Raw genomic sequence first — 21106 nt, 5'->3', positions numbered from 1 at the left:
CCAACTCCGGATTCCTACAGTCTCCCCGGAGGTCCGGCCATCAGCGCCTCCAGCACTCCCCTGGTCACGCCGCGCCACGGGGCCAGCCCTTCGACGAACTGCCGGCGTCCGCCGCGCAGCGCCACCGCGCGCGCGGCGCGCGGCAGGGTCCGCCGCCAGCGCCGCACCTCGGCCGGGCCCAGGTTCTTGCGCGCGAACAGCATCCGGTTACGGATGTCGTACCGGTAGTACGTCTCGCTCTTGGCCCGGCCCCGGGACTCCTGGGTCCCGCCCTCGTCGTGCACCACGTACGCGTCGTCGACCACCTCGAGCCGGGCCCCGAGCGCGCGGGCCCGCCACGACAGGTCGACGTCCTCCCAGTACAGGAAGTAGTCCTCGTCGAACCCGCCGAGCTCCGCCCAGAGCTCGGCCCCGACGGCCAGGCAGGCGCCGCTGAGCCACGGCACGTCGTCGGGCGCGGTGGAGCGGCCACTCATGGTGCCGTCCGCGAGGCGCAGGTAGGTGAGGCCGCGCGAGTAGACGCCGCCGTCGGGCCGGTGGACCCGCGGCGCGACGAGCACCCGGTCGGACGACCGCACCGCCGTGGCGAGGGCCGACAGGCCCGTCGGATCCGTCCAGGCGTCCGGGTTGAGGAACACCAGGACGCGGGACCCGGCAGCAAGAGCGTGCGCCGCGCCGAGGTTCGAGCCGCCGCCGAACCCGACGTTCGTCGCCGGCGTCAGGAGCTCCCAGCCTCGCTCGGCGGCCAGGCGCGTCACGGCGACCCGCTCCACCGCACCGCTGAAGCTGTCCGCGACGACCACCCGGACGCCGCTGTCACCGACCGTCCGGGGCAGGTTCGCCGCGAGCAGGTCCGACGAGCCGTAGCTGACGACGACCAGCGCGACGTCGTCGAGCCCGCTCACAGCGCGCGCACCTCGCGGAACCACTTGACCAGCGCGAGCGCCAGGAACCCGAGGGTGCAAGCGGTGATGGCCGCGTAGACCCACAGGAAGACGTGCGGTGCGCCGAGCAGCAGGAACGTCCAGCACAGCACGCCGTAGTCGGTCGGCAGCACCAGGACGGACCGGAGCCACGGGAAGCGGCCCTCTGTGGGTGCAACGGACTGCACGCCGTGCGCGCGGCGGAGCTGGTCGGTAAGGATCATCGCGAAGAACAGGACGCTGCTGACGACGACCGAGACGAGCGGGACGACCAGCCAGACGAGGTCGACGACGTCGTGCACCACGAGCCCCACCGCGAGCGCCAGCGGCAGGGTCACCACCTTGATCGCGTCGACCACGTGGTCGAGCCACTCGCCCGCTGGGCTGCCGAGGCCGGTGAGGCGCGCGACCTGCCCGTCGGCCGAGTCCCAGGCGTAGCCGAGGACGAGCAGCGCGGTGATCGCGGCGCCCTGGCCCCAGGAGGGCGGCAGCGCGACGAGCAGCGCGATGCCGCTGAACGTGAAGAGCGCACTGACGCCGGTGACCGCGTTCGGGGTCAGGCCGAGCTTGTACGCGGCCGCCGCGAGGTACCTGCCGATGCGACGGTTCACGAACCGGGAGTAGGCCGGCGCGCCGCGTGCGGCGCCCTTCTGCGCGCCACCGAGCCGGGCCAGGACCGCGCTGTACGGCTCACGGAGAGTCTCAGCCATCGGATGCCACCGTTCCCGACCATGCCCACTCCGGGGTGTTCCGACGTCGCGCGAGGCGCCTCGGCCCGGGCGTGCGCCGGGCAGCGAGGTCGTGGGCGAGCTGCTCGTAGCCGTCGGCGACGAGGTCCCAGTCGTAGGCGGCCGCGCGCTCGGCGAGGGCCTTGCCCCGGTCGGCACACTCGGCGACGTCGTCCTCGGCCTCGGCGAGCCGCGCGGCGACGTCGGCGGGCGTGCGGAAGTAGCGTCCGGCGTCCCCGAGCACGTCGCGGTTGAAGGTGACGTCGTACGCGGCGGTCGCCGTGCCGCCGCCGATCGCCCGGAGCAGCGACGGGTTGGTCCCACCGACCGAGTGTCCGTGCAGGTAGGTGAGGGCCCCTGCATACAGCTGGTCGAGCAGCTCCTGGTCCCAGACGCCGCCGAGCAGGCGCACGCGCGGGTCGCTCGCGGCGAGGTCGGAGATCCGCCGGGTGTACCCGTGCGAGTACGGCGCGGAGCCGACGACGACGAGCGGGCGGACGGCGTCCCCGGCGACGTACCCCTCGACGATGACGTCGACGTGGTTCTCCGGCTCGAACCGCGCGACCACGAGGTGGTAGCCGTTCGGGGTCAGGCCGAGCTCGGCGAGACGGTCGTCGCCCACGCCGGTGAGGTCGGGCGCGCCGTAGGTGATGAGGCGGCTGTCCGCGCCGTACTCGTCGCGGTAGTAGTCGGCGATGCCCTGCGCGTCGGCGATGAGGGCGTCCGAGAGCCGCACGGCCGCCGTCTCGGCCGCGCGGTAGTAGCGCTGACCGGTGGGGCCCCACTTGGCGCGCCGCCACTCCAGCCCGTCGACGTGCGTCGCGACCGGGATGCGGGCCGCGCGCAGCACGGGCAGCAGCGGCGCGTTGGCGGCGTTGAACACGAACGCCACGTCCGTGCGGTGCCGCGCCAGGTGCGCCACCGAGAGCGCGGTGTGGCTCAGCGTCTCCAGGGAGCGCCGGCGTGCCGCGGGCAGCGTGACGAGCTCCATGCCCAGGTACTCCGTGAGGGTGGGGCCGGCGTCGCCCTCCGTGTCGGGGCCGCGACGGCAGTAGGTCCTGACCCGGTGCCCGCGCGCGGCGAGGCGGGACCCGATCTCCTCGACGGCCGTCTCGAACCCCCCATAACGGGCCGGGACACCACGGGTGCCGACCATCGCGACGTGCAGGGGTTTGAGAGGCATGTCGGGAGCGTAGGTCGCGTCAGTTGCCTGGAACACCCTGGCGAGTGGGTGAACATGCCATTTCACCCCTCCGGTGCCATCCGGACTACAGCACGTCGGACAACCAGGAGACGCCCCATCTGCGCCCGGTACCGCTGCGCGCCGAACCGCTCGGCGGCGTCCTGCCGGCCTGCCTCCGCCAGCGCGGACGCGCGCGCCGGGTCGTCGAGCAGCTCGGCGATCGCGTCGGCGAGGGCCACCGGGTCGTCGGGCCGCACGAGCAGGCCGGTCTCCCCGTCCCGGACGATCTCCGCGAGCCCCTGCGTGCGGCTCACCACGACGGGCCGCCCGGCCAGCATCGCCTGCACCGCCACGTTCCCGAACGGCTCCACCCGGGACGGCACGACGACGACGTCGCCCCGGGCGAACCACTCCCACGGGTCCGCGTACCCCACGAGGTCGACGGCGCCGGCCAGGTCGTCCGCGGCGGCGCGGACCCGGAGCTGGTCCTCGAACCACTCGTAGCCCGCGAACACCGAGCCGCACAGCGTCAGCCGCACGTCCCGGCCGGTCCCCCGCAGGAGCGCCACCGCCTCGAGCGCCACGTCGGATCCCTTGCGCGGCGAGAGGCGCCCGACCAGCACCACGTGGGCCGATCCCGCACCGCCGTCCGCGCCGCTGTCCGCGCCGCTGTCCGCCACCGCGACCTCCGGCGGCCCTGGCACGCCGTTGTAGACCACCCGCGTGCGCCGCCTCAGCGCCGGGACGGCCGACACGACGACGTCGCGCGCCGCGGCCGAGTTCACGACGACGGCACGCGCGAGCAGGAGCGGAGCCGCGAGCCCCACCCGGACCACCCACCGCGCGTCGGCCTCTGCCTCGTGCACGTGGCACACGGGTGCGACCCCGGCGAGCCGGGCGGCGACCAGCCACGCGGGAATGGTCAGCGTGTTGACGAGGACGGTGTCCGGCCGCACGCGGCGGATCAGCCGCGTCATCGGACCGAGCGCCCGCAGCGTGGCGACTCCCAGCGCGGCGATGCCCCGCGGCGTCAGGTGCGCCTTGCGCAGCACCGGCACGTCGAGCGTCTCCACCCGTGCTCCGACGTCGCGCATCCGCTCGGCCAGCGGTCCGTCGCCGGGCAGCACGACGACGACGTCCGCGCCGGCGTCGACACATCCGGCCGCGGTCTCGACCAGCTGGAGGTCGGAGCCGTAGAGCTCCACGGACGCGTGCGCGAGAAGAACCGTCGTCATGATCGCCAACTGTGCCAGCCGGACACCAAACAGGAGATCCCGGACCGGGTGAACTCCGGATCGGAAGCAGGATGGGCGAAATGTTGTCGCTTCTGCCGGAATAGCCCGCCCGAGAGGTGAAATTTGAGAGCTACCGGGTGACTTCCGTCGGTTCACGCCGCGATGTCCGCCCTTTCGCCGTAACTTGTTCACAGCCACGGAGCGCGCACAGCAACCGACGGGCTACCACAAAACACCCCACGACGTCCTTGACGCCGCGAACCCATGTGTCCGGACGTCAGCCGCGCCAGCAGGAACCGAAGGGATCGGGAGTGACCGCACACTCGATTGACGGCGAGCCGCCGCTACTCTTTCCGGTACCGTCCGGACCGTCCGAGCCTGCCACGAGCCACGACCCGATGACCCGTGGCGTGCCGGTCGGTGCGCAGTCCGAGGGTGCCCGCGTCCGGCAGCTCCGGGCCGCAGCGCTGCCGCGTGCGCGGACCGGCTGGCAGGCCGGCTACCAGGCGCGGCTCCGCCTCACGGACGCCGTGGTGGTCGGCGCCACCCTGATCACTGCCTACGGTGTGCAGCTCGCGCTCAGCGGCACCTCGCAGTGGTCCGCCATCGGTCCGCTGCACGCAGGCGTCGGCCTACTGCTGGCCACTGCCTGGCTCGCCGCGCTCGCCACGAACCGCGCCTACGACGTGCGCTTCTTCGGCCGCGGCATGTCCGAGTACCAGCGCGTCCTCGACGCCACCTGGAAGTCGTTCAGCCTGATCGTCCTGATCGCGTGGGTGACCGCCTACTCCGAGGCGCGCACCCTGCTGCTGGTCGCCTTCCCGCTCGGCATGGTGGGCCTCGTCGCGTCGCGCTACCTCTGGCGGCAGCACCTGCTGCGGCAACGTCGCCGCGGTGACGGCGGCCTGACCATCCTCCTGGCGATCGGCGACCGCGAGCAGGCGACGCGGCTGATCCGGCTGCTGAACGGCGCCCCGGAGCAGGAGTTCGTGGTGGCAGGCGTCTGCCTCACGAACGGCGCCCAGCCGGGCGAGCGCCTGAGCGGCGTCCCGGTCCTCGGCGACCTCAGCGACGTCGGGCTGACCGCCCACGAGATGGGCGCGGGTGCCGTCGCCGTGTGCAGCTCGCACGAGATCACCGCCGACGTCGTGCGGCGGCTGGGCTGGGAGCTCGAGCGGTACGGCGTCGACCTGATGCTCACGGCCGAGCTGGCCGACGTCGCCGTCCCCCGGATCACCGTCTCGCCGGCCCCTGGAATGTCGCTGCTGCACGTGGACACGCCCCGGTTCGAGGGCCCCAAGTTCTCCGTGAAGCAGGTCATGGACTGGGGCCTGACCGCGGTGCTGACGGTCCTGGTCTCACCGATCCTGCTGGCCATCACGCTGGCCGTGGCCCTGACCAGCCGCGGCCCGGTGTTCTACCTCTCGCAGCGCGTGGGCCGCGGCGGGCGCCTCTTCCCGATGGTCAAGTTCCGCACCATGTACGTCGGCGCGGACCGGGACGTCGTCGCACTGGCCGCCGTCAACGATGCCGAGGGCCCGCTGTTCAAGATGCGCTCCGACCCCCGGGTCACGCGCGTCGGGCGGTTCCTGCGCCGTTACTCGCTCGACGAGCTGCCGCAGCTCTTCAACGTGCTGCGCGGACACATGAGCCTCGTCGGCCCGCGCCCGCCGCTGCCCCACGAGGTGGCGGCCTACGAGGAGCGGATGAAGCGCCGGCTGCTCGTCAAGCCCGGCATGACCGGCCTCTGGCAGGTCACCGGGCGTTCGGACCTGTCCTGGGAGGAGTCGGTCCGGCTCGACGTCTACTACGCCGAGAACTGGACGCCGTTCCTGGACCTGCTCATCCTGGCCCAGACGGCCCGCGCGGTGATCTCGGCCCGAGGCGCCTACTGACCTGGACGCGTCAGGCGCGGGTCAGGCGCATGGGGGTGTGCGGGATGCCGTCCTCCAGGAACTCCGCGCCGTCCTGCTCGAACCCGTGCTTGCCGTACCAGCGGGTCAGCGGGGACTGTGCGTCCAGCACGACGTCGCGGGTGTCGCCCGAGTCGTCGACGTACCGCAGCGCTGCACGCATCAGCTCGTCGGACAGCCCCTTGCCCCGCGCGCCCTTGACCAGGGCGACGCGGCCGATGCGCCAGACGTCGCCGTCGTCGAGCACGCGCGCGGTGCCGAGCACGCGGGTCCCGCCGTCGGACACCGAGTCGGGGGCCGCCTCCCCGAGTCCCACCAGGTGGACGGTGGTGGGCTCGAGGTCGCGCCCGTCCAGGTCCTCGTACGGGCAGTCCTGCTCGACGACGAACACGTCCTGGCGCAGCTTCCAGACCCCGTAGGCGATGGTCACGTCGAGCTGGTCAAGGGGGGCGGTGATGATCTGCACGGGGTCGATGCTCTCATCCCACCGGCAGGTGCCGCTTCCACCAGTCCAGGATCAGCTCGAAGCGCTGCTGCCGGTGCCGCGGGCGACCGGAGCGGGACAGCTCGTGGTTCTCGCCGGGGAAGACCACCAGCTCCGTCTCGACGCCGTGCAGCTTGAGCGTCGAGTAGTAGCGCTCCGCCTGGGACAGCGGGCAGCGCAGGTCGAGCTCGGAGTGCATGACGAGCGTGGGCGTACGCACCTGCCCTGCGACCGCCTGCGGCGACTGCGCGGCGATCTGCTCAGGGGTCTCACCCACGTACTCCGAGCCGAAGAACGAGCCGATGTCGCTCGTCCCGAAGAACACCTCCGGGTCGAGGAACCCGCGCTCCACTATCGCGCCGGCGAACCGGTGGTCGTGAGCGATGGTCCACGCCGTGAGGTACCCGCCGTACGAACCGCCGAGCACACCCACGCGCGACCCGTCGAGCCGCCCGTCCTCAGCCGCCGCGCCGTCGAGGAAGTCCAGCACGTCGTGCAGGTCGACGGTGCCCATCGCCTGGCGGATCGCCCGGCCGTGGGCCTGCCCGTAGCCCGCTGAGCCGCGCGGGTTGCAGTACACGACCGCGTAACCGGCGTCGACCAGCACCTGCACCTCGTCGAACAGGCCCACCCCGTAGGAGGCGTAGGGGCCGCCGTGGATCATCAGCAGGGTGGGGAACCGGCCGGTGCCCTCGGGAACCGCGATCCAGCCGTGCACCGGGTACCCGTCGCGGCCGGTGACCGTCAGCTCCTTCGGGGTCACGATGCCGGTCGCGCGCAGCGGCGCGGAGAAGTCCGTCCGACGCCGGGGCGCGCCGCCCTCGGCGTCCGCCAGGTCCACCACGCCCACCTCGCCGTAGGTGCCGGGGTCCCCGTACGAGACGGCGAGGGTGCCGCCCGCGGCGTCGAACTCCGAGACGACTACGTCGCCGCTGGTCAGCTGGGTTGTGACCCCGTCGTCGGAGATGCGGACGACCTGCTGGGTGCCGCGGCTCGCGAGGGCGAGCAGCACGCCGCCGTCGGGCAGGGGCAGGGGCTCGCCCCCGACCTCCTGGGTCTCCGGATCGGTGAGCCGGCGCGGCGCGGGGTCGACCCAGGCGGACAGCACGTACAGCGCGGCGTTCCGCGCGACGAAGTCCTTGCCGTCCGCGCCGACGTCCTGCGCGACGACGTACAGCTCGCCGCCGGAGCCGAACGCGATCGCCTGCGGGGCGAGCGTGCCGAGGTCGACCTCGGAGCCGCCACCGGTCGCGGGGGCGCCCAGCGGCAGCACGCGCAGGGTGCCCCTCGGTACCTGCCCCGCGCCCTGCTCGCGTTCGGCGATGACGGCGATCGAGCCGCCGTCCGGGGTGAAGGCGATACCGCTGTGGTCGACGTCGTCGGTGGTCAGCCGCCGCGGCTCCGGCACGGTGGGCCGCGGCTCGGGCTCGCCCTCAGCGGTCGGTACCGGCTGTACCACCGGCTCTGCGGCGACGTCGGGCACGTCGACCAGGAAGGCGTGCTGTGGGCGGTCCCTGTGGTAGCCGAGGCCGTTGCGGGTCCAGCTCCACTCGGTGATGCGGCGCGGCGGCTCGGCTCCCGGCGCGATGCCCTCGACGGAGCCGTACCGGCCCGGCTGGGGCTCACGGCTCAGGAAGGCGATGCGCGTGCCGTCCGGCGACCAGCGGAAGTCGGTGACGCCCAGCTTGCGGTCCGTGACCTGCACGGCCTCGCCGCCGCCGGTCGGCAGCACCCATAGCTGGGGCGCCGACTGCGGCTGGGCGCGCAGGAAGGCGATCAGGGCACCGTCGGGCGAGATGCGCGGGGCGGTGTCCCGGAAGCCGCGGGTGAGGCGCCGCGACTCGTCGCCGCTGACCGAGCCCTCAGCGTTGGCCGAGCCGGTCGAGACCCCGTTGGCCGAGCCTTCCGAGACCCCGCCCGCCGACCCCAGCGGCACCCGCCAGAGCTGCCCCACGGTGGCATCGGCGTCGAGATCGGGACGGGTCACCGACACGACTGCCCAGGTGCCGTCCGGATGGACGTCGGGCCGGGAGACGGTGCGGATCAGCGGGAGATCAGTGGCCTGCATGAGCCGGACATTACCCTTACCGACATGTCCGAAACACAGCAGACCGACGCCCCCGCGAGCGCTCACGAGGCCTGGGGCGAGCCGCGTACCCGCGAGCTGACCTGGTTCGACCCGATGCAGATCGCCGCGCAGGCGCCGCTGATGTCGGGTGTCGAGTTCCTGACCCGGATGCGCGAGGGCGTCATCCCGCCGCCGCCGATCGCCGCGCACTTCGGCCTCGACATCGACGTCGTGGAGGAGGGGCGGGTCACGTTCACGTGCACGCCCGACGAGTCCGGCTACAACCCGATCGGCACCATCCACGGCGGCGTCCTCTGCACGCTCCTTGACACCGTGTGCGGCTGCGCGATGCAGTCGGTGCTGCCCCAGGGCAAGGGCTACACGTCGGTCGAGATCAAGGTCAACTACCTCAAGGCCGTGCGCGGCAACAGCGGCCCGCTCACCGCGGAGGGCACGGTGGTCAAGGCGGGTTCGCGCGTCGGGTTCACCGAGGCGGTGGTGCGGGACGCGACCGGCGCGGTGGTGGCGACGGCGTCGAGCACACTGCTGGTCTTCGACCTCCCGACCCCCTGACCCGCCGCTGTCCTCAAAAGTCCGCCTCGAGAACGCGATCAGGCACGGTTTCGGCGTCGAAACCGTGCCTGATCGCGTTCTCGAGGCGGACTTTCCCGCACCCGGTCAGGTCATGTGATGAACAGACCGATCACCCAGGCGGCCGTCGCGACGAGCGAGCCCACGAGCTGCACGCCGATCGTGATCAGCGTGGCCTGGAGGGCAGCCTTGGTGGCGCCCCAGGCGGCTGACACGTCCTTGCGGCGCGCCCACTCCAGCAGGAAGATCGCGCCGACGAAGAACAGGAACAGGCCGAGCACGGGGATCACGAAGAACCCGATGATGCCCGCGATGCCGCCCACGGCAAGGGTCAGCACGGGTACCTCGGCCTTGCGCATGTGCTTGCCGGCAAGGATCCACTGGAGCACCTCGGCGATGGCGATGGCGACCGCCGCGACGCCGAAGACCACCCAGGCCTGTGTGCCGCCCGTCATGATCGCCCACACGAGGATGCCGCCCAGCACGAGCACGGCGCCAGGCAACACCTGGACGACTATGCCGATGAGTCCGGCGAAGATTGCAACGCCGACGAGTACTTCTCCCCAAATCTCCACGGCCGAACCTTAGCGGTCCCACGACGTCGGCTCGGCCAAACCCGGCCGGACGGCCGAGCCGGGTTGCGCGCCGCCCGTCTACCCTGCTCACCATGATGCGTGACGTGGTCGGCTACCTGGCCCGGCTGGGTCTCGACGAGCGTCCTCCGGCAACCGTCGAGACCCTGTTCGAGATCCACCGGCGGCATGCCGAGCGGCTCCCGTACGAGAACCTGCACACCATGCTCGGTAGCCCGCCGGCCATCGACGCACGCACCACGCTCGCCCGGGTGGCCGCGGGCGGCAACGCCGGCTACTGCTTCCACCACAACGGCATCCTGACCCTGGTGCTCCGGGAGCTCGGCTACGACGTCGTGCCCGCGTGGGGCCACAACTGGGAGGATGACGCCGAGCGCCGGGACGTGCACGTCGGGCACTTGGCGCTGCACGTCCGCGGGCTCCCCACCGACGACAACCCCGGCGGCCTCTGGTGGCCCGACGTCGGCTGCGGCGACGGCCTCCACGACCCGCTGCCGCTGCTCGCGGGCGAGTACCGGCAGGGCCCGTTCACCTACCGGCTCGAGCTGCGCGACGGCGGTTGGTCGTTCCACCACGACACCCAGGGCAGCTTCGGCGCCGTGGACCTCTTCGACGAGGAGCTGACCCCCGAACGGGAGGAGGCGGCACACCGCCGCCTCACAGCCCCGGCGGACGGCGCGTACGCGCGCAAGCTCGTCGTCCAACGGCGCCTGCCCGACGCCGCGGAGACCCTGCGCGGCTGCCTGTTCACCCGCACCGGATCACGCACGGAGCGGGTCGAGCTCACGGCGTACGACGACTGGCGGGACGGGCTCCTGGCGCTGGGCGTCACGCTGCAGGGCATCGACGGCGATGCCCTGCGCAGCCTGTTCGACCGCAGCCTGGCCGCCCACCGGGAGTGGCTGGCGACCAGGGCGACCGGCTAGCGGTCAGCCGGTCGGGTCGGGAGGACCGATCAGTTCCAAAAGACGGCGACCAGGATGTTCACGAGGGTCAGGCCCAGCACCGCGCCCTTGAGGCCCTTGGAGACGTCCTCACCCTTGCGGACGGCGATCACGGCAAGCACGGCGACGGCGAGCGCGATGACCAGCTTGACGCCGATCTTCGCCATCGACGGACCGCCGTCGTCCCAGAGGCCGCCCATCTCGGCGATGCCGACCATGATGACGCCCGCGACGACGGCTCCCATGGCACCGTGCGAGACACCCTTGTAGAGGGCCTTGGTCCGCATCGAGGCGATCGAGCCGCCGAAGACGAGAGCCCAGCTCGCGAAGTGCAGGAACACGAAGACGTTATAGAGGAACTCCATGGCCGCCAGCCTATCGGCGACGGAGGTCCCCAGGGCACGGAAATTGCGTGTTCAGCGGCGGCGTGGCGAGTGCCACGTTGAGGAAGATGGGACCGGTCAGCGGCGCTCAGTCTCCCGAGCTAGAAGCCGGCGTGTGCGGCTCCCAGTCGCAACCAGTCGTCCGCTGATGCTGCCATCAGGCTGCCGAAAAGTCCCGCTCACAGACAGTTGCCGAGGCTTTCTCGCCGCTAGATGGTGGATAGAAGGCCTGTCCCGCCTGGCAGGCGAGGAAGCCGATCCCTTCCAGAAGTTAAAGCGCCAGAACTTGGGCCCGGCCCCTTCAGGACGCCTGGATCATCGCTGTCGATGGCGACAACCAGCGAGCCCGACCCCTCCGCCAGATAGTCGTGTTCCGGAAAATGGTCCACATGAAGGTGGTCGCCCTGATCCGCCTCCAGAGCGAACCCTTCAATGTTCTCGGCAAGGAGAGAAAGCGACTCCAGCCTGCCGACAACCTCCAGAGATTCGCCATCCCCGGAAGAAGACACCCTAATCTTCCCACTCGCTTGCTGAATTACGATCCGCAACAAAGATCTCGTGTACGGGAACGGCCTGGAGACCTTGTCAAGGAGGATCACCCCCCTGCCACTCCGCAATTTCCGCCCCAACGTCAGCAGTTCGACGCAGGTTCCAGACAGCTCCAATTCCCCGGTCGAATCGCCGCGCAGTACTTTCAACATCGTTCCTCCTCCAGCGACCCAGAGCCCGTAGTTGCCGCGCCGGGTCATGGAGGACTGATTGCAGCGTGCGGATCCTTGAGCGGGCCACTAGCAACCGTCTTTCGTTGATCTGAATTCCAGACTAGTGGGATTACCAGCCAGCTTCTCAAGCAAACAAGCCCCCACCTGCTACCAACATGTCGCCCGGCCACGCCTAGCCTTGGTCCAACGGTACGTGCTCCTGCCTCACGATCAAGGTACGCACCAGTTCGGTCGTCTCGACCCAAGAAATCGTTGGGAGGCGAGAGAAATCTGCGTCGGACACACCAATCGAGAACTGAATCATCGACCCGTCCGTTAGATATGGGGCAGCAAGGCATCTCAACCAGCCGGGCCGCTCGACGGATATCGCCGTCAAGTAGATTCGGTCGATCTGGCTCAGATTCTGGGCCACCCACAGAGGCCGACCTATTGCGCTCACTCCTGGCTCCTGGGACGCGACATCCTGAAGTCTTTCCATGTCGTTGATGGGCAGACGCTTGACCTCGCCAGGGATTCGATACACTCCCACCTCAGCGGACGGCCACCGGCGCGCGAACATCAGGAGCCCTCCTCGACGAGGGTCGGTGCGCCCGCCGTCGACTCCGATCCCGCGCCGGCGAACCGGGCGAAGGCCCTGATGGCGCGGTCCAGGGAACGCGGACCGCAGGCGATCTTGAACTTCTTTCCGTCAGATGTCATTCGGATCCATTCTCCATCAGCGAACTCCGCGTCAAGGTCGCACTCATGGCCGTCCAGCGGCGTGCCCTCAAGGTCGATCGAGACGACCCATCCCGGGTTGTCGAGAGTTTCTATGGAGATTCCGAACTCGTGCTCCCAGTCGCCGTCCGACATCTGGGCATACCACTCCTGCAGGGCCTTCAACTCAGACATCAGCCCCTCCGTCCTTGGTGAACCGAGCCTCAAGGTACAAGCGTGGCCGCTCGGCGGACAGAGTCAGGAGCGGCCACTGCGATGCCGCACGCCGGGAGTTCCCTACTGATTTAGTAGGGAAATACATAGGCAACGTCGATGCACCCGATAGACATCCACTATGTGGACGACCCCTTCCGCCCTTTACCACCGGCGGTTAACGTCATCGCCATGACCAAGGCAGCGCGCATCCTCCTCGTGACCACCCGTCACGAGATGCACATGTGTGCCATGCCGACCTGTGCCTGCGACTGCTGTCGCAGCTGTCAGCTCTGACGCGCCCCTCGCCCCTGCAAGGTCAGCGCGCGCCGCCGGCGCGCAGCACTGAGTCCCTGGTCACCCCGGGAATCAGTCGCCTGTGCCCGTACGACGCGCACAACTCCCCCAGCCACAGCTTCCATGCCCGCGCGCACCGCACGAACAGGACCCCCTACATGGTCAACACGGCCCCTGCCCAGCCCCGAACGACCAAGCGCCCAGCTCGTCCGAACGGCCAGTGGAAGATCGACGGCACAGCTCCCCTGAACCACAACGAGGAGTTCAAGGCGGAGTCCGACCCGCTGAAGGTTCGCGAGCGCATCGAGGAGGTCTACGCCAAGGAGGGCTTCGACTCCATCCCCGGCGACGACCTGCACGGCCGCTTCCGCTGGTGGGGTCTGTACACGCAGCGCAAGCCCGGGATCGACGGCGGCAAGACCGCAACGCTCGAGCCGCACGAGCTCGAGGACAAGTACTTCATGCTCCGCGTCCGGATCGACGGCGGGGCGCTCACCACCGAGCAGCTGCGCGTCATCGCGGGCATCAGCACCGATTTCGGCCGCGGCTCCGCCGACATCACCGATCGCCAGAACCTCCAGCTGCACTGGATAGAGGTCGAGGCGATGCCGGAGATCTGGCGCCGGCTGGAGGCCGTGGGGCTGAGCACGACCGAGGCCTGCGGCGACGTGCCCCGCGTGATCCTCGGCAGCCCGGTCGCGGGTGTGGCCAAGGACGAGCTCATCGACCCCACGCCGGTGATCGAGGAGATCCAGGAGCGCTTCATCGGGGACCCCGCGCTGGCGAACCTGCCGCGCAAGTTCAAGTCGGCGATCACCGGCCACCCGAGCCTCGACGTGGTGCACCAGATCAACGACATCTCGTTCGTCGCCGTCGACCACCCGGAGCTGGGCATCGGGTACGACGTGTGGGTCGGCGGCGCGCTGTCCACGGCGCCGCGCCTCGCGGAGCGCCTGAACGCCTTCGTCTCCCCCGAGGAGGCCCCAGAGGTCTGGCACGGCGTGGTCCGCATCTTCCGCGACTACGGCTACCGCCGGCTGCGCAACAAGGCCCGCCTCAAGTTCCTGCTCGCCGACTGGGGTGTGGAGAAGTTCCGCCAGGTCCTGGAGGACGAGTACCTGGGCTACAAGCTGCGCGACAGCATCGAGCCGCCGTCGCCCGCGTCGCTGGGACTGGACGAGCGCGGTGACCACATCGGCATCCACGAGCAGCACGACGGCCGCTTCTACATCGGCGCCGCACCCACGGTGGGCCGCGTCTCGGGCGAGATCCTGGCGCGGCTCGCCGACCTCGCCGAGGCGCACGGCAGCAGCCGGGTCCGCCTGACGCCGCAGCAGAAGCTGCTGGTGCTCGACGTCGCCGAGGACGAGGTGGAGCCCGTCGTCGCCGGTCTCGCCGAGCTCGGGCTGCAGGCCCGGCCGAGCAACTTCCGCCGGAACACGATCGCCTGCACCGGCATCGAGTACTGCAAGCTCGCGATCGTCGAGACCAAGGCGACGTCGGACCAGGCGATCACGCAGCTCGAGGAGCGGCTCGGGGACCTGAAGAACCTCAAGCCGCTGAGCCTGCACGTCAACGGCTGCCCCAACTCCTGCGCGCGCATCCAGACCGCCGACATCGGCCTCAAGGGTCAGCTCGTGCTGGACGACGACGGCAACCAGGTCCCCGGCTTCCAGGTCCACCTGGGCGGCGGCCTCACCTCGCTGGACCGGGACGACGCCGGGCTCGGACGCACCGTGCGCGGGCTCAAGGTGACCGCCGACGGGATCGGCGACTACGTGGAGCGCGTCGTGCGCAGGTACGACGCCGACCACGACGGTGAAGAGACGTTCGCAGAGTGGGCACACCGCGCCGACGAGGAGGCTCTTCGATGACCACGACGGAAGCTGCACCGATTTCCTCTCTCTCGCTCTCCGGGCCGGGTTCGGGGGTGAACCCGCGCCTCGCACGGGTCCGCGCCCGGGCCGCCGCCCGCGAGAGCATCCGTGCCATGCGCCCGGCCGCGCGGGCCAAGCGGCGCCGTCGGACCCCTGAGGAGCTGCGCGCCGTGGTGGAGCGCGGGCAGGCGCAGCTCAACGCCTGCGCGGACTCGCCGGAGGCGGACGCCCAGGCGGTCATCGCGTGGGCCGTGCGTGAGTTCGGGCCGTACATGGCGGTGGCCTCCTCGATGCAGGACACCGTGCTGTCGCACCTCGTGTCCGAGCAGTTCCCGTTCGTGGACGTGCTGTTCGGCGACACGGGCTACCACTTCGCCGAGACGCTGGGCACGCGCGGCGCCGTCGAGATCGAGCTGGACGTGAATGTCGTCGACGTGCGCCCCGAGCTCACCGTGGCCGAGCAGGACGCCCGGTACGGGCCCCAGCTGCACGACCGTGACCCCGGGGCCTGCTGCGCCATGCGCAAGGTCGCGCCGATGAAGAAGGCTCTGGAGAGCTACGAGGCGTGGGCCACCGGCGTACGCCGCGAGGAGACCGCCGCACGCGCCAACGCCCAGCTGGTGTCCTGGGACGAGCGCAACGGCGTGGTGAAGATCAACCCGATCGCCGCGTGGACCGAGGATCAGGTCGCTGACTACGCCAACCGGCACGGCCTCGTGATCAACCCGCTGCTCACCGACGGCTACCCGTCGGTCGGCTGCGAGCCGTGCACGGCTCGGCCGCTGCCGGGCGAGGACGCACGCTCCGGCCGGTGGGCCGGGCTCGACAAGGACGAGTGCGGTCTCCATGTCTGACGCCGCGCCGTTGCCCACCGCCGGGGCGCAAGATGGAGGGGTGGCGCACGAGATCTACCCGCTGGGGCTGAAGGTCGCCGGGCGGCTCGTCGTGGTGGTCGGCGGCGGGCCGGTCGCCGCGCGCCGCGCCCGTGCGCTCGTCGAGGCGGGCGCGCGGGTGCGCGTCGTCGCGCCCGACGTCTGCGAGGAGCTGTCGGTGCTGGCCCGGGTCTCGGCGCCCGGCGCGGTAGAGCTCGTCGCCCGCGCCTACCGGACGGGCGACCTCGACGGGTCCTGGCTCGTGCACACGGCGACGGGTTCTCCTGCGGTGGACCAGGAGGTGTCCGACGACGCCGAGCGCGCCCGGGTCTTCTGCGTCACCGCTGGCGACGCCTCGGTGGGCAGCGCGTGGGTTCCCGCGGTGGCCCGTACCGCCCTGACCGACGACGCCGAGGTGACCGTCGCAGTCACCGCCGGCCGCGACCCGCGACGCGCTACCGCGATCCGGGACGGGATCGCCGCGGCGCTCCAGACCGGCACACTGCCGCTGCGCCGCCGCCGTCGGTCGTCAACCACCGGAGCGGGCCGGGTCTGGCTCGTCGGCGGCGGGCCCGGCGACACCGGCCTCATCACCGCGCGCGGCCGCACGGTGCTCGCGCAGGCCGACGTCGTGGTCGTCGACCGGCTCGGCCCGCGCGCGCTGCTGCACGAGCTCTCGCCCGACGTCGAGGTCATCGACGTGGGCAAGACGAGCGGCAACCACCCGGTGCCGCAGCACGAGATCAACGCGCTGCTGGTCCAGCACGCGCAGGCCGGGCGCGACGTCGTTCGCCTCAAGGGCGGCGACCCGTACGTATTCGGCCGTGGCGGCGAGGAGCTCGCCGCGTGCCACGCGGCGGGCATCGAGGTGGAGGTAGTGCCTGGCGTGACCAGCGCCGTCTCCGTCCCCGCGGCAGCCGGCATCCCGGTCACGCACCGCGGCGTCGCGCGCGGCTTCAGCGTCCTGACCGGGCACGACGGTGCCGGCGACGTGCCCGGCGGAGCCGACCACACGCTCGTGCTGCTCATGGGCGTCACCCGCCTCGCCGAGACGGCGGACGCCCTCGTGACCGCCGAACGCCCCGCGGACACCCCGGTCGCCCTCGTCGAGGACGGCTTCGGGCCCCGGCAGCGCGTCACGGTCGGCACGCTGGCGGACATCGCCGAGCGAGCCGCCGCCGTCGGCGTCCGACCGCCCGCCGTGATCGTGGTGGGCGACGTCGTCCGCCTCTCGCCCGCCTGGGCGACCCCAGCTCGTTGAGTGCTGGGTATCTGCGGGCGCGAAGGCCATCAACCCCGCAGATACCCAGCACTCAACGGATCTCTCCCCCGCTCTCCTCGAAAGAAAGAGTGCGGGTGATTTCGGCCGCCGATGGGGGAAAAGACCCCAACTCCCCTTTTGCGGCAGGTCAAGTTCCGGTAGGCATGCAGACGCCGCCATACTCGGCGGCCTTCTGCCCTGCCGTCACACGACCAATGCCGACGGCCTGATCTGGGAGAACGTATGAGAACAAGGACACGACGTGCGCTGCGGTGCACGGTAGCCGCGATGCCGGCCATCGCGCTCGCCGTCGCCGGGCTCGCCGCGACCGGAGGAGCGACGACGGCATCGGCCACCGGCAGCGGTGCGCCGGCCATCCAGAGCTCGGAGCACTACATCAACTACGCGGACGTCGCCGCACAGCCCGAGATCGACGACGACGTCGAGGTCACGCCGAGCGGCCGCACCGTCCTCCACAAGGCCGAGGGCGAGACCGGCGTCGGCGTCGATGCCTCCGTCCAGGCCGCCTCGGACGAGATCGACAAGAAGTTCGCCGCGGGCAACCCGACGGCGGCACGGAAGCTGGCCGAGCTCGAGAACGAGGCGGTCGTCACGGGTTCGAGCCCCAAGGAGATCAAGCAGTCGCGCTACAAGCGTGCCCCGCAGACGCAGGAGGCCAAGCTCCTGACGATCCTGGTCGAGTTCGACGAGAACGCGAACGACGACTTCACCGACCAGATGGTGCCCACCTACTGGGGCTCGTCGGAGTGCATGCCGGGCAACGTCCAGAACGGCCCGCTGCACAACAACATCCCGAACCCGGCCAACGCCTCGCAGCCGGACAACAACTCGATGTGGGTCAAGGACTTCTCGTCCGACCACTTCAACAAGATGCTCTTCAGCGAGAAGGGCATCACCCAGCGGGTCCGCCCGGACCTCACGGGGCCGGACGGCAAGCGGGGCATCGACATCTCCGGCTACACCATGAAGAACATGTACGAGGAGATGTCGCGGGGCGCCTACACCGTCTCGGGCGAGGCCACCCCGTGGGTCAAGGTGCCGCACTCCGAGGGCTACTACGGCGCACAGCGCTGCTTCAAGAACGACGCGGGTGAGTGGGAGGCCGGCGCCTACCAGTCCATGAACGGCCACCCCGACAACCCGCTCGGCGCGGGCCAGCTCCCCATCGACGCCGTCGCGGCGCTCGCCGAGCTGCAGCCCGACTTCCCGTGGGCGGACTACGACATCGAGGACCAGGGCGACCGCGACGACGACGGCAACGTCCTCGAGCCGGACGGCGTCATCGACCACGTGGTGCTCGTCCACGCGGGTGAGGACAAGTCGGGCGGCGGCGGCGCACAGGGCACCTACGCCCTCTGGGCCCACTCCTCGGCCGTCGCGGGCGGCGCCGACATCCCCGGCACCGACCTGAAGCTCTCCAACTACATCGTGCAGCCGGAGGACTCCGGCGTCGGCGTGTTCGCCCACGAGTACGGCCACGACCTCGGCCTGCCCGACCTGTACGACACGGGCAGCGGCGGCGACTCCGACGTCGGCTTCTGGGACCTGATGAGCTCCGGCTCGCACTCGGGCCCGATCTTCCAGTCGATGCCCACGCACATGGGCATCTGGGACAAGTGGGTCCTGGGCTGGGTGGACCCGGTCGAGGTGAACCCGGGAGACGACCGGACCAGCGTCAAGGTGGGCCAGGCGTCCCGCCCGCTGAAGGGCACGGCGGACGGCGTCAAGGTCAACCTGCCGGACAAGGCGATCACGCTGGGCACGCCGCACAGCGGCGAGAGCATGTGGTACTCCGGTGCCGACCAGAGCTGGGCCGACGTGCGGCTGTCGCGCACCGTCGAGGTGCCGGCCGACGCCACGTTCTCCTTCTGGGCCGACTACGTCATCGAGGCGGACTGGGACTTCGGCTTCGTCGAGGTCTCGACCGACGGCGGCGCCACCTGGGCGGAGCAGAAGGTCCTCGACGACGACGGCAACGAGATCACCACACCGGACGGGTACGCGGACCCGAACGGCCGCATGGCCGACTTCGGCGACAAGAAGTACGGCCTGACCGGCACCACCGACGGCTGGGGCCACCTCAACGTGGACCTGTCCGCGTTCGCCGGGACCACGGTGGACATCCGGCTGCGCTACGCGACGGACGCCGCCTTCCAGGAGCGCGGCTGGTTCTCCGACGACTTCGAGCTCACCAGCGGTGACACGGTCGTGTGGAGCGACGACGTCGAGACGACGGACCCGGGCTGGACCACCGAGGTGTCGACGTTCGTCGACACCACCGGCGCCGGCTGGCACACCACCTCCGGCTCGTCGGTCCAGGCGCAGTACTACCTGGTCGAGTGGCGGAACCTGGACGGCTTCGACAAGGGCCTGAAGTACGGGTACGACTCCACCTACGCTGCGCCGCAGAGCGACGCGTGGAAGGTCGAGAAGGTCGCGTACAACGCGCCCGGCATGCTCGTCTGGTACCGGGACACCACGTACGGCAGCGCCAACCTGGTGCTGAGCAACCTGTCGGCGCTCCCGAGCACCGGGCCGAAGGGTGGTCTGCTGCTGGTGGACAGCCACTTCGACCCGCTGCGCCGCGACGACTCGGCCACGCCGGACACGTCGGTGCTGAAGAACGTCCCGTCCCGTGCGCAGTCCTCGAACGTGGCGTTCGGCCTCCGGCCGACCTACCCGTTCACCGAGTGCATCACGGGCACGGACACCACGGTGGAGTTCTGCACGGACTTCGAGGCACAGGCACCGGTGCGCACGTTCAGGGACGACGCCGGCTGGTACCCCGGGCTCGAGCTGAACGACAACGGCAGCCTGTACTACCGCGACAACGACGCATCCACGGTCGTGCCGTCCGTCGGCAACGCGCCCTACTCGGTGCGGATGGTCGACGAGCGCGGACAGCTCCTGCCGGAGCTGTTCGGGGAGGACTTCGGCGTCGGCGCCATCACGGGCACCGGAGACCCCGAGGACGACGGCGTCGGCTACGGCACCGTGATCCACCTCAAGAAGGCGTTCAAGGGCAACACCGCTGCCCTGATCCAAATCACGCCGCCCCTCTCGTCGGGGTCGTGATCCTCACCTAGTCGCAGCACAGGGCGGGGCCACCAGCCAGGTGGTCCCGCCCTCAGCGAACCTCTTCCGCTCGCGCGAGGACGTACCGGAGCAGGTCGACGTCGGCCGTCGGGACGGCGATGCTCCAGGCGCCGGCGCCGGACGCGCCGTCCACCTGCGTGAACGCGGACCGTGCGAACAGCCCGCGCGTGGGTTGCTGCGTACCGAACACCCGGTGCGGGGCCGCGCCCAGCACCGACTCCACGGAATCGACCGACGCCGCGTCGAGCCCGACCCGCACCACGACCCGCCGCACCTTGCGCTCCATCAGGTACGCGACGACCAGCACGGCCCCGCCGGCCGCGACGGCAGCCAGGTCCTGGGCCGGCGAGCGGCGGCGGCCGAACACCGACAGGAGCTTGTCGGCCATGGTTCCGGATCCGGCGCTGCGCCGCACCGCGGCCGTACGGCTCGGCACGACCGGCTCGGGACGCGGCGCCACCGGCTCCGGGCCGGGCGGCGCGGGCTCGGGACTCGGCGCCGCCGGCTCCGGACTGTGCGCCACCAGCTCCGGACCGGGCGCCGCTTGCACGCCGTGTCGGGCCTTCCCCCGGGAACCACCCGCGTGGACGCCCGTCGTCCGACCGTCGCGGAACCTCTCCCGCCGGCTCTCTCGAACACTCAGCACCAGCCACTCGGCCGCGGCCGCGATGGTCACGGCCCCCGCCGCGATCCGTAGGACGAAGTTCAGGGGGTCCCAGGAGTTAGATGCGTTCGCATAGGTGCTCACCACCCAGATGATGGCGGCGACCAGCGCGATCATGAGGCTGACTAGTCGACTGGTCCGCATGGAGGTTGGTTTCTTCGTCTCGAATCGGTCGGGTCAGCCGTCATCAGCTCGGCACGAGCAGCAGACCACCCCGCCGAAGCCCCCTCCGACAAACGCTCCCCCGCTGGGGCACAGCAGCGTACCAACGCGAACTAGCAGCTAGATCGCGTTCCAGCCATCTTCATCCCCTCAGGATTTCACAGGAAGATCCGGCCTCGT

General features: G+C 70.8%; 18 protein-coding genes. 7 read left to right on the top strand and 11 right to left on the bottom strand.

Annotation, left to right across the window (positions count from 1 at the left end):
* Nucleotides 1-14: 14 nt before the first annotated feature.
* The 4 genes from AB0I32_RS14910 to AB0I32_RS14895 all read right to left on the bottom strand — a co-directional run bounded on the left by AB0I32_RS14910 (nt 15) and on the right by AB0I32_RS14895 (nt 4069).
* Complete coding sequence (locus AB0I32_RS14910) at nt 15-905, bottom strand: glycosyltransferase family 2 protein (RefSeq protein WP_357507219.1); 891 nt, start codon at nt 903-905, stop codon at nt 15-17.
* Nucleotides 902-1633, bottom strand: coding sequence for a CDP-alcohol phosphatidyltransferase family protein (locus AB0I32_RS14905; RefSeq protein WP_357507217.1), 732 nt, complete (start codon nt 1631-1633; stop codon nt 902-904). Before AB0I32_RS14905 ends, AB0I32_RS14910 begins: the two co-directional genes overlap by 4 nt.
* Nucleotides 1626-2834, bottom strand: a complete 1209-nt coding sequence (locus AB0I32_RS14900) for a DUF1972 domain-containing protein (RefSeq protein ID WP_357507215.1) — start codon at nt 2832-2834, stop codon at nt 1626-1628. The genes AB0I32_RS14905 and AB0I32_RS14900 overlap by 8 nt, the downstream gene beginning before the upstream one ends.
* A 62-nt stretch (nt 2835-2896) precedes the next feature.
* Nucleotides 2897-4069: a glycosyltransferase family 4 protein gene (locus AB0I32_RS14895; protein ID WP_357507213.1), complete on the bottom strand. Its 1173-nt coding sequence runs from the start codon at nt 4067-4069 to the stop codon at nt 2897-2899.
* A 398-nt stretch (nt 4070-4467) separates the two neighbouring features.
* On the opposite strand from AB0I32_RS14895, the gene AB0I32_RS14890 reads away from it, so the two are divergent.
* Complete coding sequence (locus tag AB0I32_RS14890; protein WP_357507211.1) at nt 4468-5964, top strand: sugar transferase; 1497 nt, start codon at nt 4468-4470, stop codon at nt 5962-5964.
* Between the two features lie 10 nt (nt 5965-5974).
* On the opposite strand, the gene AB0I32_RS14885 is transcribed toward AB0I32_RS14890, so the two are convergent.
* Together AB0I32_RS14885 and AB0I32_RS14880 are read right to left on the bottom strand one after the other, a co-directional pair.
* Nucleotides 5975-6448: a GNAT family N-acetyltransferase gene (locus AB0I32_RS14885; protein WP_357507209.1), complete on the bottom strand. Its 474-nt coding sequence runs from the start codon at nt 6446-6448 to the stop codon at nt 5975-5977.
* 13 nt (nt 6449-6461) lie between these two features.
* Entirely contained in the window at nt 6462-8534 is a 2073-nt protein-coding gene (locus AB0I32_RS14880; protein WP_357507207.1) for a S9 family peptidase, read from the bottom strand.
* Between the two features lie 24 nt (nt 8535-8558).
* Between AB0I32_RS14880 and AB0I32_RS14875 the strand changes: the two genes are divergently transcribed.
* Nucleotides 8559-9107 (top strand): PaaI family thioesterase, encoded by a 549-nt coding sequence (locus AB0I32_RS14875; protein WP_357507205.1) that lies wholly within the window; start codon nt 8559-8561, stop codon nt 9105-9107.
* Between the two features lie 110 nt (nt 9108-9217).
* Here AB0I32_RS14875 and AB0I32_RS14870 read toward each other — a convergent pair whose 3' ends face one another.
* The gene (locus tag AB0I32_RS14870) at nt 9218-9700 is read right to left on the bottom strand and encodes a DUF456 domain-containing protein (protein WP_357507203.1); all 483 of its coding nucleotides are present in this window, start codon (nt 9698-9700) and stop codon (nt 9218-9220) included.
* A 92-nt stretch (nt 9701-9792) separates the two neighbouring features.
* On the opposite strand from AB0I32_RS14870, the gene AB0I32_RS14865 reads away from it, so the two are divergent.
* Nucleotides 9793-10644, top strand: a complete 852-nt coding sequence (locus AB0I32_RS14865) for an arylamine N-acetyltransferase (protein ID WP_357507202.1) — start codon at nt 9793-9795, stop codon at nt 10642-10644.
* 29 nt (nt 10645-10673) lie between these two features.
* Here AB0I32_RS14865 and AB0I32_RS14860 read toward each other — a convergent pair whose 3' ends face one another.
* The 3 genes from AB0I32_RS14860 to AB0I32_RS14850 form a co-directional block, all read right to left on the bottom strand.
* Entirely contained in the window at nt 10674-11027 is a 354-nt protein-coding gene (locus AB0I32_RS14860; protein ID WP_357507200.1) for a hypothetical protein, read from the bottom strand.
* Between the two features lie 227 nt (nt 11028-11254).
* Nucleotides 11255-11746 carry a hypothetical protein gene (locus AB0I32_RS14855; RefSeq protein ID WP_357507198.1) on the bottom strand — a complete coding sequence of 164 codons (492 nt, stop codon included), beginning with the start codon at nt 11744-11746 and terminating at the stop codon, nt 11255-11257.
* A 579-nt stretch (nt 11747-12325) separates the two neighbouring features.
* The gene (locus AB0I32_RS14850) at nt 12326-12658 is read right to left on the bottom strand and encodes an immunity 53 family protein (protein ID WP_357507196.1); all 333 of its coding nucleotides are present in this window, start codon (nt 12656-12658) and stop codon (nt 12326-12328) included.
* Nucleotides 12659-13131: 473 nt separating this feature from the next.
* Here AB0I32_RS14850 and AB0I32_RS14845 point away from each other — a divergent pair, with 473 nt between their 5' ends.
* The 4 genes from AB0I32_RS14845 to AB0I32_RS14830 all read left to right on the top strand — a co-directional run bounded on the left by AB0I32_RS14845 (nt 13132) and on the right by AB0I32_RS14830 (nt 20079).
* Nucleotides 13132-14847 carry a nitrite/sulfite reductase gene (locus AB0I32_RS14845; protein ID WP_357507194.1) on the top strand — a complete coding sequence of 572 codons (1716 nt, stop codon included), beginning with the start codon at nt 13132-13134 and terminating at the stop codon, nt 14845-14847.
* Nucleotides 14844-15704, top strand: coding sequence for a phosphoadenylyl-sulfate reductase (locus AB0I32_RS14840; RefSeq protein ID WP_357507192.1), 861 nt, complete (start codon nt 14844-14846; stop codon nt 15702-15704). The genes AB0I32_RS14845 and AB0I32_RS14840 overlap by 4 nt, the downstream gene beginning before the upstream one ends.
* Entirely contained in the window at nt 15697-16983 is a 1287-nt protein-coding gene (cobA, locus tag AB0I32_RS14835; protein WP_357507190.1) for a uroporphyrinogen-III C-methyltransferase, read from the top strand. The genes AB0I32_RS14840 and cobA overlap by 8 nt, the downstream gene beginning before the upstream one ends.
* A 288-nt stretch (nt 16984-17271) precedes the next feature.
* Nucleotides 17272-20079 carry an immune inhibitor A domain-containing protein gene (locus AB0I32_RS14830; protein ID WP_357507188.1) on the top strand — a complete coding sequence of 936 codons (2808 nt, stop codon included), beginning with the start codon at nt 17272-17274 and terminating at the stop codon, nt 20077-20079.
* Nucleotides 20080-20131: 52 nt separating this feature from the next.
* Here the strand turns inward: AB0I32_RS14830 and AB0I32_RS14825 are convergent, their stop codons facing one another.
* Nucleotides 20132-20908 (bottom strand): hypothetical protein, encoded by a 777-nt coding sequence (locus tag AB0I32_RS14825; protein WP_357507186.1) that lies wholly within the window; start codon nt 20906-20908, stop codon nt 20132-20134.
* Nucleotides 20909-21106 lie beyond the last annotated feature (198 nt).

It is taken from the genome of Promicromonospora sp. NPDC050249 (assembly GCF_040656015.1).
Lineage (GTDB): Bacteria > Actinomycetota > Actinomycetes > Actinomycetales > Cellulomonadaceae > Promicromonospora.
Note: the sequence above shows the minus strand (reverse complement) of the source record. Positions and strands in the feature narration are given on the sequence as shown.

Coding starts and splice junctions, on each gene's coding strand:
- AB0I32_RS14875 (WP_357507205.1), top strand. CDS start 8,559: ATGTCCGAAACACAGCAGACCGACGCCCCCGCGAGCGCTCACGAGGCC.
- AB0I32_RS14825 (WP_357507186.1), bottom strand. CDS start 20,908: ATGCGGACCAGTCGACTAGTCAGCCTCATGATCGCGCTGGTCGCCGCC.
- AB0I32_RS14840 (WP_357507192.1), top strand. CDS start 14,844: ATGACCACGACGGAAGCTGCACCGATTTCCTCTCTCTCGCTCTCCGGG.
- AB0I32_RS14850 (WP_357507196.1), bottom strand. CDS start 12,658: ATGTCTGAGTTGAAGGCCCTGCAGGAGTGGTATGCCCAGATGTCGGAC.
- AB0I32_RS14830 (WP_357507188.1), top strand. CDS start 17,272: ATGCCGGCCATCGCGCTCGCCGTCGCCGGGCTCGCCGCGACCGGAGGA.
- cobA (WP_357507190.1), top strand. CDS start 15,697: ATGTCTGACGCCGCGCCGTTGCCCACCGCCGGGGCGCAAGATGGAGGG.
- AB0I32_RS14865 (WP_357507202.1), top strand. CDS start 9,793: ATGATGCGTGACGTGGTCGGCTACCTGGCCCGGCTGGGTCTCGACGAG.
- AB0I32_RS14905 (WP_357507217.1), bottom strand. CDS start 1,633: ATGGCTGAGACTCTCCGTGAGCCGTACAGCGCGGTCCTGGCCCGGCTC.
- AB0I32_RS14855 (WP_357507198.1), bottom strand. CDS start 11,746: ATGTTGAAAGTACTGCGCGGCGATTCGACCGGGGAATTGGAGCTGTCT.
- AB0I32_RS14890 (WP_357507211.1), top strand. CDS start 4,468: ATGACCCGTGGCGTGCCGGTCGGTGCGCAGTCCGAGGGTGCCCGCGTC.
- AB0I32_RS14845 (WP_357507194.1), top strand. CDS start 13,132: ATGGTCAACACGGCCCCTGCCCAGCCCCGAACGACCAAGCGCCCAGCT.
- AB0I32_RS14880 (WP_357507207.1), bottom strand. CDS start 8,534: ATGCAGGCCACTGATCTCCCGCTGATCCGCACCGTCTCCCGGCCCGAC.
- AB0I32_RS14900 (WP_357507215.1), bottom strand. CDS start 2,834: ATGCCTCTCAAACCCCTGCACGTCGCGATGGTCGGCACCCGTGGTGTC.
- AB0I32_RS14860 (WP_357507200.1), bottom strand. CDS start 11,027: ATGGAGTTCCTCTATAACGTCTTCGTGTTCCTGCACTTCGCGAGCTGG.
- AB0I32_RS14895 (WP_357507213.1), bottom strand. CDS start 4,069: ATGACGACGGTTCTTCTCGCGCACGCGTCCGTGGAGCTCTACGGCTCC.